At 74.2% G+C, this 14570-nt stretch carries 11 protein-coding genes; 4 read left to right on the top strand and 7 right to left on the bottom strand.

All coding sequences use genetic code 11. The features are described 5' to 3' along the window. Positions 1-60: 60 nt before the first annotated feature. Complete coding sequence (locus tag ACW14Y_RS07735; RefSeq protein WP_380440115.1) at positions 61-1107, bottom strand: FecCD family ABC transporter permease; 1047 nt, start codon at positions 1105-1107, stop codon at positions 61-63. After that, positions 1104-2150, bottom strand: coding sequence for a FecCD family ABC transporter permease (locus ACW14Y_RS07730; RefSeq protein WP_456986327.1), 1047 nt, complete (start codon positions 2148-2150; stop codon positions 1104-1106). The genes ACW14Y_RS07735 and ACW14Y_RS07730 overlap by 4 nt, the downstream gene beginning before the upstream one ends. Before the next feature lie 160 nt (positions 2151-2310). Between ACW14Y_RS07730 and ACW14Y_RS07725 the strand changes: the two genes are divergently transcribed. The 3 genes from ACW14Y_RS07725 (at position 2311) to ACW14Y_RS07715 (ending at position 7535) form a co-directional block, all read left to right on the top strand. Beyond that, positions 2311-3360: an ABC transporter substrate-binding protein gene (locus ACW14Y_RS07725; RefSeq protein ID WP_456986326.1), complete on the top strand. Its 1050-nt coding sequence runs from the start codon at positions 2311-2313 to the stop codon at positions 3358-3360. Positions 3361-3531: 171 nt separating this feature from the next. After that, complete coding sequence (locus tag ACW14Y_RS07720) at positions 3532-4137, top strand: hypothetical protein (RefSeq protein WP_456986325.1); 606 nt, start codon at positions 3532-3534, stop codon at positions 4135-4137. Beyond that, the gene (locus ACW14Y_RS07715; RefSeq protein ID WP_456986324.1) at positions 4134-7535 is read left to right on the top strand and encodes a tetratricopeptide repeat protein; all 3402 of its coding nucleotides are present in this window, start codon (positions 4134-4136) and stop codon (positions 7533-7535) included. The genes ACW14Y_RS07720 and ACW14Y_RS07715 overlap by 4 nt, the downstream gene beginning before the upstream one ends. A gap of 67 nt (positions 7536-7602) precedes the next feature. Here ACW14Y_RS07715 and ACW14Y_RS07710 read toward each other — a convergent pair whose 3' ends face one another. The 5 genes from ACW14Y_RS07710 to ACW14Y_RS07690 all read right to left on the bottom strand — a co-directional run bounded on the left by ACW14Y_RS07710 (position 7603) and on the right by ACW14Y_RS07690 (position 12865). Then, positions 7603-8169, bottom strand: a complete 567-nt coding sequence (locus tag ACW14Y_RS07710; protein ID WP_266276467.1) for a hypothetical protein — start codon at positions 8167-8169, stop codon at positions 7603-7605. Between the two features lie 188 nt (positions 8170-8357). Beyond that, a complete protein-coding gene (locus ACW14Y_RS07705; RefSeq protein WP_456988101.1) occupies positions 8358-9710 on the bottom strand; it encodes a GH1 family beta-glucosidase in 1353 nt (450 codons plus the stop codon). Between the two features lie 62 nt (positions 9711-9772). Then, complete coding sequence (locus ACW14Y_RS07700) at positions 9773-10615, bottom strand: carbohydrate ABC transporter permease (protein ID WP_030396936.1); 843 nt, start codon at positions 10613-10615, stop codon at positions 9773-9775. Further along, positions 10612-11550, bottom strand: coding sequence for a carbohydrate ABC transporter permease (locus tag ACW14Y_RS07695; RefSeq protein ID WP_380306149.1), 939 nt, complete (start codon positions 11548-11550; stop codon positions 10612-10614). The genes ACW14Y_RS07700 and ACW14Y_RS07695 overlap by 4 nt, the downstream gene beginning before the upstream one ends. Before the next feature lies 1 nt (position 11551). Then, a complete protein-coding gene (locus tag ACW14Y_RS07690; protein ID WP_380306147.1) occupies positions 11552-12865 on the bottom strand; it encodes an ABC transporter substrate-binding protein in 1314 nt (437 codons plus the stop codon). A 126-nt stretch (positions 12866-12991) separates the two neighbouring features. Here ACW14Y_RS07690 and ACW14Y_RS07685 point away from each other — a divergent pair, with 126 nt between their 5' ends. Further along, complete coding sequence (locus ACW14Y_RS07685; RefSeq protein WP_456986323.1) at positions 12992-14308, top strand: ROK family protein; 1317 nt, start codon at positions 12992-12994, stop codon at positions 14306-14308. Positions 14309-14570 lie beyond the last annotated feature (262 nt).

Below are 14570 nucleotides of genomic sequence, written 5' to 3'. Positions count from 1 at the left end.
GTTCGGGCGAGGGCGAGGGCGAGGGCGAGGGCGAGGAGGGGTGGGCGGACGCGGTGGCGGTCACAGCCGGCCGGCCCGGCGTTCGGCGGCCAGCAGCCAGACCAGGTAGCCGCCGCCGAGGACGCCGGTGACCACGCCGACGGGCAACTGCCGCTGGCCGAAGGCGTGTTGGGCGGCGAGGTCGGCGGCGACGAGCAGGGCCGCACCCATCGCGGTGGAGGCGAACAGGTTGGGGCCGGGGGCACGGGTGAGGCGCCGGGCCAGTTGGGGGGCGGTGAGGGCGACGAAGGAGACCGGTCCGGCGGCGGCCGCCGCGACCGAGGCGAGCAGGACGGCGCAGGCCAGCAGGGCGGGCCGGATCCGTTCGACCGGCACGCCGAGGGCGAGGGCGGTGTCGTCGCCGAGTTCCAGCATCCGCAGGCCGGGGCCGCAGGCGAGCAGGACCACCGGGAGCAGCACGGCGAGCACGGCGAGCAGGGGGAGGGCGTCGTCCCAGCCGCGTCCGTCGAGGCTGCCGGTGAGCCAGAGCAGGGCGCGGGCGGCCTCCATCAGCTGGATCCGGGTGAGCAGGTAGCCGTTGACGCCGCCGAGCACGGCGGCGACGCCGATGCCGACCAGGACCAGCCGGTGCCCGCCGGTGCCGCCGCGCCGGGCGAGGGCGCGGATCAGCGCGCCCGCGGCGGTGCCGCCGGCGACGGCCCCGCCGGCCAGCGCGAGGCTGCTGCCGCCGGTGGCGACGACCAGCAGCGCGCCGGTGGTGGCGCCCTGGGTGAGGCCGAGGATGTCGGGGCTGCCGAGCGGGTTGCGGACCAGGGCCTGGAGGACGGCGCCGGAGAGGGCGAGGGCGGCGCCGGTGAGCAGGGCGGTGACCACCCGGGGGAGCCGCAGTTCGTTGACGACGAAGTCGGCCGCGGGGTCGCCGCCGCCGGTGAGGGCGCTCAGCACCTCGCCCGGGGTGAGCGGGTAGTCGCCGCTGCCGAGGGTGGCCACGGCGACGGCGATCGCGGTGGACAGGCAGGCGGTGACGGCGAGGACGGTGCGGGGGCGGTAGCGGACGGAGAGTCCGCCGGGGGTGCGCAGGGTGCGGGTGCGGGTGAGGTCGGTCATGTGCGGGCCGCCTTCGCGCGACGGACGAGGAGGAGGAAGAAGAGGCCGCCGAGCACGGAGGTCACCAGGCCGACCTGGAGTTCGCCGGGGCGGCCGAGGATCCGGCCGAGCACGTCGGAGCCGAGCAGCAGCAGCGGCGCGAGCACGGCGCAGTACGGCAGCATCCACCGCAGGTCGGGGCCGGTGAGGGCGCGGACCAGGTGGGGCACGGTCAGGCCGACGAACACGATCGGTCCGCAGGCGGCGGTGGCGGCGCCGCAGAGCAGGGTGACGGTGAGCACGGCGCCGGCCCGGACCCGGGCGGGCCGGGCGCCGAGGGCCCTGGCGGAGTCCTCGCCCAGGGCGAGCGCGTTCAGCGGACGGGCGAGGACGAACGCGAGTACCGCGCCGACCAGGACGAACGGCGCGACGGCGGCGACGGTGCCGGGTGCGGCGGCGGCCAGCGAGCCGATGGTCCAGAACCGCATCCGGTCCAGTGAGGCGGAGTCGAGCAGCATCACGGCGCCGACGTAGGAGTAGAGGGCGGCGTTCAGGGCGGAGCCGGCCAGGGCGAGCCGGGCGGGGGTGGCCCGGCGTCCGCCGCCGACCGCGTAGACGAGGGCGGAGACGACGCCGGCGCCGACCAGGCCGAACCACACGTAGCCGGTGAAGCCGCCGACGCCGAGGAAGGCGATCGCGGTGGCGATGGCGGCGGAGGCGCCCGCGTTGATGCCGAGCAGGCCGGGGTCGGCGAGCGGGTTGCGGGTGACGGCCTGCATGACGGCGCCGGCCAGGCCGAGGGCGGTGCCGGCGAGCAGTCCGAGGAGGGTGCGCGGGACCCGCATCCGGTTGACGACCGGGTAGGCCGGGGAGGCGGGGTCGGTGAGGCCGTGCCACACCTCGGCGGGGGAGAGGGCCTTGGCGCCGACGGCGATGCTGAGCACCGCGGCGGCGGTGAGCAGTGCGAGCGCGGCCAGCAGCCCGAGGGCGCGGGTCCGGTTGCGGCGGCGGCCGGCGGGCACGGCCGGAGCGGGCGGTCCCGGGCGGGCGGTGACGTCGTGCATGGTGGGGTGCTCCGGGGACCGGGGTGGGAACGGTGGGGGGACGGGGAGCCGACGGAAGGTCGACGGTCGGTGACTATGGTTAGGCTAACCTAAGTCTCGACCCGGGGTGCGACCCACCCCGGAACCCTCACCACTCCCACCACCGAACAAAGGCACCCCCATGCCCAACCCCGGCTTCCCGACCCCCGGGCGACCCACCCGCCGAACCCTCCTCACCGCCGCCGGCGCCGTCGGCCTCGGCGCCGCACTGGCCGCCTGCGGCAGCGGGGGCGGGAGCGGCACGAAGGGCCCGGACGGCGGGGGCGCCGACGGCAGGGCCTGGTCCTTCACCGACGACCGGGGCCGGGCCGTCACCGCGAAGAGCACCCCGCACCGGATCGTCGCCTTCACCGGCACCGCCGCCGCCCTGCACGACTTCGGACTCGCCGACCGGATCGTCGGTGTCTTCGGCGAGACCAGGCGCGCCGACGGCAAGGCCGACCCGGCCGCCGGCGACCTCGACATCGACAAGGTCACCATCGTCGGCAACGCCTGGGGCGAGTTCGGCATCGAGAAGTACGCGGCGCTGCGCCCCGACCTCCTGGTCACCCACATGTACGACCCGGACGCCCTCTGGTACGTGCCGGACGAGAGCAAGGACAAGATCCTCGCCCTCGCCCCCGGCGTCGCCGTCACCACCGCCCGGGTCCCGCTGCCCGAGCCGATCAAGCGCTACGCCGCACTGGCCGAGTCGCTCGGCGCGGACCTGAACGCCCGGCGGGTCGCCGAGGCCAAGGCCCGTTTCGAGGCGGCCGCGGAGACCCTGCGGCAGGCCGCGAAGGCCGCCGGCGGGCTCAAGGTGATGGCCGCCTCCGGCAGTGCCGACCTCTTCTACGTCACCAACCCGGCGGTCAGCACCGACCTGATGTACTTCCGCGAGCTGGGCGTCGACTTCGTCGTCCCGGACGCGCTCGACCCGCAGGGCTACTTCGAGAGTCTGAGCTGGGAGAACGCCGGCAAGTACCGGGCCGACCTGATCCTGCTCGACAACCGCAGCACCGCCCTCCAGCCCGCCGACCTCGCGGCCAAGCCCGCCTGGTCCGCGCTGCCCGCGGTCAAGGCCGGCCAGGTCACCCCGTGGGACGCGGTGCCGAGGTTCTCCTGGCTGGGCGCGGCCCCGCTGCTGGAGGACCTGGCCAAGGCCGTCCAGGGTGCGAAGAAGCTCGGCTGACCGACCCCGGCGCCGGGGGGCGCCGGGGGCGCCGCGCTTCGGTACTCCTGACCGAGTGGTCGGTACCTCGTCCTCCCTGCACGGAAACTGATGCAAACTCAGTGGTCGGGTGGCATCCTGGCGGCGTTCGGTGACGGTGCGGTCGCCGCGTACGGGCAAGGGAGTTGCGGGATGGGTGCTTCGGGGCGGGTGTGGGCGCTGCGCGGCCTGGTGGGGCTGTGCGCGGCAGGTGTTGCCGGTCTGGTCCTGGTCGCCGTGCTGGTGGATCTGGACACGGCGGACCGGGTGGCCAGCGTGGTCGGGGCGGTGGTCGCGCTGATCGGTCTCGTCCTGGCCCTGTGGCAGCTGCAGGGCTCCTCCTCCCCGGGCGCGCGGACGAAGGTGCGTGGCGGCCGGAAGGGGTCGGTGACGGCGGGCCGGGACATGATCGGCAACGCGATCGGCGAGGGCAGCCGGGCCACCGGTGCCCCGGTCGTTCCGGCCCCCGGGCCGCAGCCCGGTGTGCCGCAGCCCGGCGTGCCGGCGGGCGGGACCCAGGTCGTAGGGGGTGGCAAGGGGTCGGTGACGGCGGGTCGGGACATGATCGGCAACGCGATCGGCGCGCGCAGCCAGGTCAGCGCTGCCCCGGTCGTTCCGGCTCCCGGGCCGCAGCCCGGTGTGCCGCAGCCCGGTGCGCCGGCTGGCGGGACCCAGGTCGTGGGCGGTGGCAAGGGGTCGGTGACGGCGGGCAGGGACATGATCGGCAACGCGATCGGCGACGAGAGCGAGGTCGGGTGACCCGCAAGTCGGGGCGTCGACGCAACTCCGGCAGATCCAAGCAGCGTTCGGCGGGCACGTCGGGTCGGCGCGCCGTCGCCGCTCCGGACGTCGGCGAGGACGGCGGGCCCGTCCTGCCGCACCAGTCTCCGCCCCCGGCGGCGGAGAGCGGCCCGGTACGGGTGGAGGTCGGCGACGACTCGGTGGCAGCCGGACGGGACCTCAAGTACAACGCCGTCGGCAGCAATTCCAGTGTCACGGTCAACCACACCTACATCGAACGGCAGACCGTCGTGCCCCCCGAGGGTGCCGGGTCGGGGCGGGCCGGGCTGCCCGAGCTCCCGCCGCCGCCTCCCCTGGACGCCGCCGATCTCACCGGCCGGGAAAGGGACTTCGAGGAACTGATCGCCTTCCTCGACCCGGCGGCGCGCACCGCCCGGGCGGGGACGACGGCGGAGGTGGCCTCGGTGCAGGGGATGGGCGGGGTCGGGAAGACCACGCTCGCCCTGGCCGTCGCCCACGCGGCCCTCGACCGGGGTCTGTTCACCGGTGTGCTCTTCCTCGACCTGCGCGGCTACGACGACAAGCCCCTCGATCCGAGCCAGGCGCTGGTCGCCATGCTGCACGCGCTGGGAACGGAATCGGCGCAGATTCCGCCGGAGCAGCACGACCGGGCCGGCCTCTACCGGGCGCAACTGGCCGCCCGCACCCGGGCGGGCGAGCGGGTGCTGGTCGTCGCGGACAACGCCGCCTCGGCCGAACAGGTCGAGCATCTGGTGCCCGGCGCGGGGCCGAACCGGCTGCTGATCACCAGCCGCGACGACCTCTCGGCGCTCGGCGCCCGGCTGTTCGACCTCGACGTCCTCACCCCCGCCGCCGCCGAGGAGCTCCTCGGCGGCGCGGTCCGGGCCGTGCTTCCCGACGACGGCCGGATCGCCGCCGATCCCGAGGGGGTCGCGCGGGTCGCGGAGCTGTGCGGGTACCTGCCGTTGGCACTGCGGCTGGCCGCCGCGCAGCTGGCGACCGACCGGGCCCTCAAAGTCGCCGGCCTGGTGGCCGGACTGGAGGCCGAGGAGAGCCGGTTGGACGCCCTGGACGACGGCCGCCGCGCGGTGCGGACCGTTCTGGAGGCCTCGTGCCGGCGCCTGACACCGCCGCAGGCCGAGCTGTTCCGGCTGCTGACGCTCAACCCGGGCCCGGACATGTCCACGGCCGTCGCCATGGCGCTCTCCGGGACCGGGAGACCGAGGGACGTCCGCGCTCGGCTGCTCGCGCTGGCCAGGGCCAGCCTGATCAGGCAGGATCCCGCCACGGACCGCTGGCACATGCACGACCTCGTCCGCCTCTACGCCGTCGAGCAGCTCGGTGCCCGCCGGTTCCACCGGCTCCACGGCGGGATGGCGATCGCCCGCCTGCTCCGGTACTACGCCGACCACGCCGAGGCCGCGGCCGAGTTCCTGGTCCCGGAGGAGCCCTCGGGCGAGGGGCTGTTCGGAAGCCGCGCGCAGGCACTGGAGTGGCTGGACACCGAGCGGATGAACCTCGTCAGCGCCGTCCAGCTGGCCCACGGCGGCAAGCAGTACGACCTCGCCCAGCTGCTGGCCGCGACCCTGGGCGAGTACTTCAATCTGCGCCGGCACCTGACGGACTGGCTGGCGGTCGCCTCGGCCGGCCTGGAGAGCGCCCGCGCCCAGGGGGACCGCCGCAACGAGGCTGCGGCCGGGACCGGGCTGGCCCGCGTCCTGGTCGAGCTGCGGCGCTTCGAGGAGGCGGAGGAGGCGCAGCGGACCGCGCTGGACCTGCTGGACTCCGACGACCGGGAGGCGCGGGCCGCCGCCTGGGCCGTACTCGGCCAGGCGCTCGGTGAGCAGCGGCGGTTCGAGGAGGGCGAGGAGGCACTGCGGACGGCGCTCGACCTGCTCCGGGAGGTCGGGAACCCGAGCGCCGAGTCCACGGTCTGGAACAACCTGGGCCAGAGCCTGCAGAAGGTGCGGCGACTCGGGGAGGCGGAGGAGGCACTGCGAACAGCCCTCGCCGTGATGCCTCCACCGGGCAACTCCCGTCAGGGGGCCACCGTCTGGACCAACCTCGGGGTTGTCCTGCACGACCAGCGGCGCTTCCCCGAGGCGGAGGAGGCGGAGCGGACCGCGCTGAGGATCGCCCAGGAGATCGGCGACGGCCCGCGCGAAGGCACCGCCTGGAACAACCTCGGCCAATTCCTTCAGGACCGGTGGCGACTGGAGGAGGCGGAACAGGCGCAGCGGGCCTGCCTGGAGATCTTCGAGGGGCTCGGTGACCGGTTCTACGAGGGCACGGCCCGGAGCAACCTGGGCGGCACCCTCGTCCTGCAACGGCGTTTCGTCGAGGCGGAGGAGGCCGCGCGCACGGCGCTGACCGTTCTGCGGGAGGTCGGCGACAAACAGCGTGAGGGCACCGCCTGGAGCAATCTCGGCCGGGTGCTCGGTGAGCTGGGGCGGTACGAGGAGGCGGAGGAGGCGCAGCGGACCGCGCTGGAGATGCTCCGGGACCTCGGCGACCGGTGCGGCGAGGCCACGGCGGGGAGCAATCTCGGTGTCGTCCTGCACGAACAGCGGCGGTTCGAGGAGGCGGAGGAACTGCACCGGGCCGCCGTGGGCCTCTGCGAGGACGACGACGATCCGCGCAACGAAGCGATGGCCAGGAGCAACCACGGGCAGGCCCTGCTGGAGCTGCGGCGGTTCGACGAGGCGGAGGTGGAACAGCGGGCCGCCCTGGCGATCGTCCGGGAGATCGGCGACCGGTACCGCGAGCTCACGGCACGCCACAACCTCGGCGCCGTCCTGCACCGACTGCGGCGGTTCGAGGAGGCGGAGCAGGAACAGCGGGCCGCCCTGGCGATCGTCCCGGAGATCGGAGACCGGCACCGTGAGGGCATGGTCAGGAACAATCTGGGCCAGACGCTCCACAAGGCAGGCCGGCTCGACGAGGCGGAGGAGATGGAACGAGTCGCGGTGACGATCTTCCAGGAGACCGGTGCCCGGCGTGACGAGGGCGTCGCCTGGAACAGCCTGGGCGGAATCCTGCGGGAGGCGGGCCGTTTCGACGAGGCGGTGGAGGCGCAGCGGAGGTCCCTCGCCCTGCACGAGGAGATCGGCGACCGGCACCGCGCGGCGATCGCCCTGATGAACCTCGGGTCGGCGCTACGGGCCCAGGGCGACCCGGCGGCCGGGACGACCGCCGTCGAGCGGGCGGTGGAGGTGTTCCGGGGGATGGCGGACCCGTACCGGGAGGGCGAGGCGCTCAAGGAGCTGGCGGCCTGCCTGGCCGCGCTGGGACGTGACCCGGGGGAGGTCGCACAGACGCGGGAGGCGGCCGCGGCGGCGTTCCGGCGGGTCGGGGCCGAGGAGGAGGCCGGGCAGGTGCTGGAGCCGGTGGAGTGAGCCGGGCGCCGCGGCCGTCCGTCTCCCGTCCGCACGACGCGGGCGGGAGACGGACGGCCGGGGACGGTCAGGAGGGGAAGGGCCAGACCGGGCACCACGGCGGGATGATCTGGCCGGGGTAGGGCGGTCCCCACGGCGGGCACGGCGGCAGCTGGGGCGGCGCGGAGGTCCACAGGACCTTGCCGTTCAGCTCGACCGCGATCGCGCCCTCGTTGTAGATGGTCAGCTCGGCGCCCCACTTGCCGCCGGTCTGGCTGTTCCACAGCGGGGTGTTGTCGGCGGCGTACACGACGAGGTTGCCGTCGCCCTGGATCACCAGGAACTCGCCGCGGGGCATGGCGCCCTGGGCGACCCAGATCGCCTTGCCGTCGCGGTACAGCACGACGTTGCCGTCGCCCTGCATGGCGAGCATGACCTTGCCGTTCGGCGAGTACCAGGCCTGGTTGCGGCCGATCGAGGTGTTGCCGGGGATGCGGGTGGGCGGGGTGAGCGCGGCCGTCGCGAGGGCGGGGGCCCCGGCCGTCGAGGGGGCGGCCGGGGCCGGGGCGGCGGTGGCCGTGCCGGAGGCGAAGGTGGCGAAGCCGATCGCGGCGACGGCCGCGAGGGCCGCGGCTCTGGTGCGGAGACTGGTCATGGCGGGGTTCGGGATCCTTCCGGACGTGCGGGGCGGCCCGGTGGGGCCATCGTTCTGACGGCGCATCAGTTCGTTCCCGTGCGCCGGGCGCCCAGGTTATGGCCGTCGGAACGGCGGGTGGCGGCAGATCGACCGGCAGCTTCCCGGCACCCCCGTGCGCCCCGCCCGCCCCGGGAGCCCCGGGGCCCCTACCGCCCCCGGTGCGCCGCGATCAGCCGCGCGTAGTGGTGGCCGCTGGACTTGATGGTGCGGCGCTGGGTCGGGTAGTCGACGTGGACGAGCCCGAAGCGCTTCGCGTACCCGTACGCCCACTCGAAGTTGTCGAGCAGCGACCAGGCGAAGTACCCCGCCAGCGGCGCGCCCCGGTCGACGGCGCGGGCGCAGGCGGCGAGGTGGTCGGCCAGGAAGGCGGTCCGCTCCGGGTCGTGGACGCTGCCGTCGGCGCCCACCGAGTCGGTGTACGCCGAGCCGTTCTCGGTGACGTAGATCCGTTCGGCGTCGTACTCCTCGGTGAGCCGGAGCAGCAGCTGCTCCAGGCCGGGCGCGTGCACCTCCCAGGGCATCGCGGTGTGTTCCCGGTTGGGGCCGGGCAGCTGGCGGGCGTACGGGGCCGGTCCGGCGGGGTCGTCGGCGACGATCTGGCGGAAGTAGTAGTTGAGGCCCAGCCAGTCCAGCGGCGCGGCGATCAGGTCGAGGTCCCCGGCCCGCTCCGGCAGGTCGACGCCGTAGACCCGCCGCATGTCCTCGGGGTAGCCCCGGCCGTGGATCGGGTCGAGCCACCAGCGGTTGACGTGGCCGTCGGCGCGGACGGCGGCGGCGAGGTCGGCCGGCGAGTCGGTGGCCGGCTCGATCGGGCTGAGGTTGTTGACGATGCCGATCCGGGCGTCCCGGACGTTCTCGCGCAGCACCTGGACGGCCAGGCCGTGGGCGAGGTGCAGGTGGTAGGAGGCGCGGACGGCGGCGGTGAGGTCGGTCAGTCCAGGGGCCATCGCGCCGTCCAGGTGGCCGATCCAGGCCGAGCAGAGCGGCTCGTTGAGCGTCGCCCAGTCGGTGACCCGGTCGCCGAGCCGGGCGGCGACCGCGGCGGCGTACTCGGCGAAGCGCTCGGCGGTGTCCCGTACGGGCCAGCCGCCGCGGTCCTGCTGGGCCTGCGGGAGGTCCCAGTGGTAGAGGGTCGGGAACGGGCGGATCCCGGCCGCCAGCAGGCCGTCCACCAGCCGGTCGTAGAAGTCCAGGCCGGCCTGGTTGACCCGGTCGTCGGCGAGCGGCACCACGCGCGGCCAGGCGATCGAGAACCGGTAGGCGCCGAGGCCGAGCCGGCTCATCAGCGCGACGTCCTCGGGCCAGCGGTGGTAGTGGTCGCAGGCGGTGTCGCCGGTGTCGCCGCCGGCCACCCGGCCGGGGGTGTGCGCGAAGGTGTCCCAGATCGACGGGGCGCGTCCGTCGGCGCCGGCCGCGCCCTCGATCTGGTAGGCGGCGGTGGCGGCTCCCCAGAGGAAGTCGTCGGGCAGGGCGTCCAGGCGGGTGCCGGGGTCGGTCATGGCGGGCCTCTCGGGGTGGTGGTGGAGGAGGTGGCGGCGGGCGTCGGGGTGCGGGGCGCCGGTCATTTGACGGCCCCGGCGGTGAGTCCGGCGACCAGGTAGCGCTGGAGCAGCAGGAAGCCGGCCACCACCGGGACGCTGACCACCAGCGAGGCGGCCATCACCTGGTTCCAGTAGACGTCGTTGAGCGTGGCGTAGCCCTGGAGGCCGACGGCCAGGGTGCGGGTCTCCTCGTTGGTGAGCACCGAGGCGAACAGCACCTCGCCCCAGGCCGTCATGAAGGCGTACACCGCGACCGCGACGATGCCGGGCACCGCCGCCGGGACGATGATCCGCACCAGGGCCCGGACCGGCCCGCAGCCGTCGACCAGCGCGGCCTCGTCCAGGTCGCGCGGGATCGAGTCGAAGTAGCCGACCAGCATCCAGATCGAGAACGGCAGCGAGAAGGTCAGGTAGGTGAGGATCAGACCGCCGCGGCTGCCGTACAGGGCGACCCCGGTGGCGTTGCCGACGTTGACGAGGAGCAGGAAGAGCGGGAGCAGGAACAGGATTCCGGGGAACATCTGGGTGGACAGCACCGTCACCGTGAAGAAGCGCCGGCCACGGAAACGGTAGCGGCTCACCGCGTACGCCGCGACGATCGCGACCAGGACCGAGCAGATCGTCGAACCACCGGCCACGATCAGGGAGTTGACCAGGTAGCGGCCGAGCGGCACGGTGCGCCAGATGTCCGCGTAGGGGCGCAGGGTGACGGTGCTGGGGATCCAGCGGAACGGTCCCTGGACGTCCTGGAGCGGCTTCAGCGAGCTGCCGAGCATCACCAGGACCGGGACGAGCGTGAAGACGGTGAGCGCGGCGAGCAGCACGCGGCGCAGCCACCGGAACGAGGCGGGCGGGTCGATCACGCGGTGGCGTCCTTCCGGCGCGAGGTGAGCAGCAGGTAGCCGCCCGTCACCACCAGCAGGAACAGCAGCAGCAGCACGGACATCGCCGAGCCGGCGCCGAAGTTCCAGGTGACGAAGGAGGACTGGTAGATGTGCACGGAGATCAGGTCGGCCGCGGCGGGCGCCGACCGGCCGAACAGCAGGTAGGGGGTGTTGAAGTCGTTGAAGGTCCAGAGGAAGAGCACCAGCACCAGTACCTGGTTGACCGGCCGCAGCGAGGGCAGGGTGATCCGGCGGATCTGCTGCCACACGCCGGCGCCGTCCAGCGCGGCCGCCTCGTAGAGGTCGCGCGGGATGTTCTGGAGCCCGGCGGTGAGGGTCAGGAAGGCGAACGGCCAGCTGCGCCACACCGAGACGGTGACCAGGGCGACGAAGCTGTTGTCGCCGAGCAGCCAGAACGGCTTGTCGTCGACCAGGTGGAGCTGGTCGTGCAGGACGTGGTTGATCAGGCCGGTGTCCCGCTGGAACATGAACGACCAGGTGATGACCGCCGCGTAGACCGGCAGCGCGTAGGGCAGCAGGAACACGGCGCGCAGCAGGCCGCGGCCGCGGAAGGTGTCCTGCATCAGCACGGCGGCGGTGGTGCCGATCAGCCAGGAGAGGCCGACGGCCAGCACGGTGAAGGCGCAGGTGACCCAGAAGGAGTGCAGCAGGGCGCGGCCGACGGGGGCGTCGAAGTCCACCGCGGTGCGGAAGTTGGCGAGTCCGGCCCAGGGGGCGGCGGTCCAGTCGCGGATGAAGAACTGGGTGAGCCGCTTGAAGCTCATCACGGTGCCGAGCACCATCGGCACCAGGTGGACGGCGAGTTCGAGCAGCAGGGCGGGGAGCAGCAGCAGATAGGGGAGGGCGGTGGTTCCTGCGCGTCGGCGCAGTCGGTCGATTCGGCCTCGGATCACGTCAGTTGGCCGGCATCTGCTGCTGGGCCCGGGTGAGTTCGGAGCGGACGCCGTCCTCGGTGACGGCCTTGCCGGCGGCGGCCGAGGCGAGCAGGTTCTTCACGGCGGTGCCGACCAGGGTCTCGAACTGGCTCTCGGCGGGCACCTGCGGCAGTGGGCGGGCGCTCTGGCCCAGGACGGCGGCCAGGGTGCCGAGTTCGGGGGTGGCGAAGGCGGTGTCGCGCTGGGCCTCGACGACCGGGGGGATGGTGCCGTAGGCCTTGTTGAGCACGGTCTGCTCCTCGGTGCCGGTCATGAACGACACGAACTTCAGCGCCCCTTCGGTGTTCTTGGTGGCGCGGAAGACGGCGAGGTTGATCCCGGCGACCATCGAGGTGGTGGCGCGTTCGCCGGTGGCGCCGGCGGGGATCGGGACGGGGGCGACGCCGTAGTCCTCGGCGGCCATGCCGTGGGACTTGAGGTTGGCCCCGGCGGCCTGCCACAGCAGCATGGCGGCCTTGCCGGTGGCGAAGTCGGTGACGGACTGGTTGTTGGCGTACTCGGCGTTGCCCGCGGCGGCGATCCGGTCGGTGCCGAGCAGGTCGACGTACTGCTTGACCGCGGCGACGGCGCCCGGGCTGTCGAAGGCGGGGCGTCCGGACGGGTCGAAGAAGTCGGCGCCGTGCTGCTTGGCGAGGGTGAAGGCGTGGTGGACGTTCTCGCTGATGTTGCCGCCCTCGACGGCGAGGCCGTAGCGGCCGCCGGTGGTGAGCTTCTTGCCGTCGGCGACCAGCTCCTCCCAGGTGGCCGGCGCGCGGTCGATCCCGGCCTCGGCGAAGAGCTTCTTGTTCCAGTACAGGCCGTAGGCCATCGAGTAGAGCGGGACGGCGGCCGGGTCCTGGCCGGCGGCGCCGGCCGAGGCGAGGGCGGCGGGCAGGAAGCGCTCCTTGCCGCCGGTCTTCGCGAGGGTGGCGGCGTCGAAGGGCCGCAGGGCGCCGGTGGCCTGGAGCGAGGCGGACCAGGTGTTGCCGATGTTGAGCACGTCGGGCCCCTGGCCGGAGCCGGCGGCGGCGAGGATCCGGTTCAGCAGGTCCGACCAGGGGACGACCTCCAGCTTCACCTTGATGCCGGTCTGCTGCTCGAACTTCCGCAGCTCGGGTTCCAGCACCTGGCGGTCGTTCTCCAGGCTGGTGCCCTGGTTGGAGGCCCAGTAGGTGAGGGTGCCGGGGCTGCTGTCGCCCCCGCCTCCGGAGGCGGAGCCCCCGCCGCAGGCGGTGGCGGTGAGAACGAGCGCGGTGGCCAGCACGCCGGCGGCGGCGGTGCGGACGATGGGCATGGAGGGATCCCCTCTTCGGGTGAAGTCCGATGCTGCGATACTTAATTCGAGGCGTGATTTAACGTGTGAGAAAAGCTTCCGTCAAGGGTTCGGACAGCGATAGATTCGGGGCAGGAGGGAGATCCCATGACCGCGCGAGGCAAGAAGACGGTGCGTGACCTGCGCAGAGGCAGTCGGTCCACGCTGCTGCGGCGGCTGTACTTCGACGGGCCGCTCAGCCGCCAGGAGCTCGGTTCGATCACCGGGCTGAGCGGCGGATCGATCAGCAATGTGACCGGCGAGCTGCTCGCCGACGGCCTGATCGAGGAGTGCGGCTCGGTGGAGTCGGACGGCGGGCGGCCCCGGATCCTGCTCCGGGTCGCCGCCGGCCGGGCCCACCTGGTCGGGGTGGACGTCGGCGAGACCCAGGTCAGGGTCGCGCTGTTCGACCTGGCCAGGACCGAACTGGCCGCCAGCGACCGGCCGCTGGACGACCGGGGCCACGACGCGGGCCATGTCGCGGAGCTGATCCTGGCCGGGCTGGCCGAGGTGCTGGAGCGCACCGGGACCGACCCGGGCACGGTGCTCGGCGTGGGCGTCGGCGTGCCCGGCATCGTCGAGCAGGGGGTCGTCGGGGGAGGGGCCGTCGGGCGGGGCATCGGGCCGGACCTCGGCGGTGGGGCGGGCGCCGTGGTGCACGGCCAGACCGTCGGCTGGGACGCGGTCCCGCTCGGCCGGATGCTGCGGGCCGGCACCGACCTGCCGCTGTTCGTCGACAACGGCGCCAAGACCCTCGGCCAGGCGGAGATGTGGTTCGGCGCGGGGCGCGGCGCCCGGCACGCGGTGGTCGCCCTGTTCGGCTCCGGCGTCGGCGCCTGCGTGATCGCCGACGGCGCCCGCTTCCGGGGCGCCACCAGCAGTGCGGGCGAGTGGGGCCACACCAAGGTGCACGTCGGCGGACGCCGCTGCCGGTGCGGCGCGCGCGGCTGCCTGGAGGCGTACGTCGGGGCCGAGGCGCTGGTCGCGCGGTGGGGCGCGGCACCGCCCGGCGGCGGGGAGAAGGCCGGGCTGGCGGCCCTGCTGGCGGCCGCCGGGGCGGGCGATCCGGCCGCGGTCGCCCTGCTCGACGAGGCCGCCGAGTACCTCGGCGCGGCCATCGCCGACCTGGTGAACCTGTTCAACCCGGAGCGGATCGTGATCGGCGGCTGGGCCGGACTGCTGCTCGGCCCCCGGCTGCTGCCCGGGATCCGCGCGGCCGCCACCGAGTACGCGTTGCGCTTCCCGCGCGAGCAGACCGAGATCGTGCTCGGCACGCTCGGCCCGGCGGCGGTCACGGTGGGCGCGGCGACCCTGCCGCTCTCCGACTTCCTGGACTCCGGCGGGGAGTTCCCGCTCCGGGCGGACGCGGCGGTGTCGCACGCCGGGGCGGTGGACGCCGCCGCCCCGGCCGGACTGCGGGCCTGAGCGGAGGCCGGGCCGGGGGTGTCCGGGCAGCGGTCCTGAGCTGGGAGGATCCGCTACTTCCTTCCGGTACAAGCAAGTTCACGCCGTGAGGAAAGTCGCCGAGAGGGGTTGACACCCCCGATCGACTGCCCCGAGACTCCCGGTCGGGGGCGCTCCCCTGGCCCGGACCCCGGGCCGGCGGCGCTCCGTCACGCACCAGGGGTTGTCTGTCGGACAACCCCCAAGGTGACCGCCCGCCGCGGCGGGTCCGTGCGCGCACCGG

The organism is Kitasatospora sp. cg17-2 (assembly GCF_054031055.1).
This window is presented reverse-complemented; position numbering and strand designations above follow the sequence as displayed.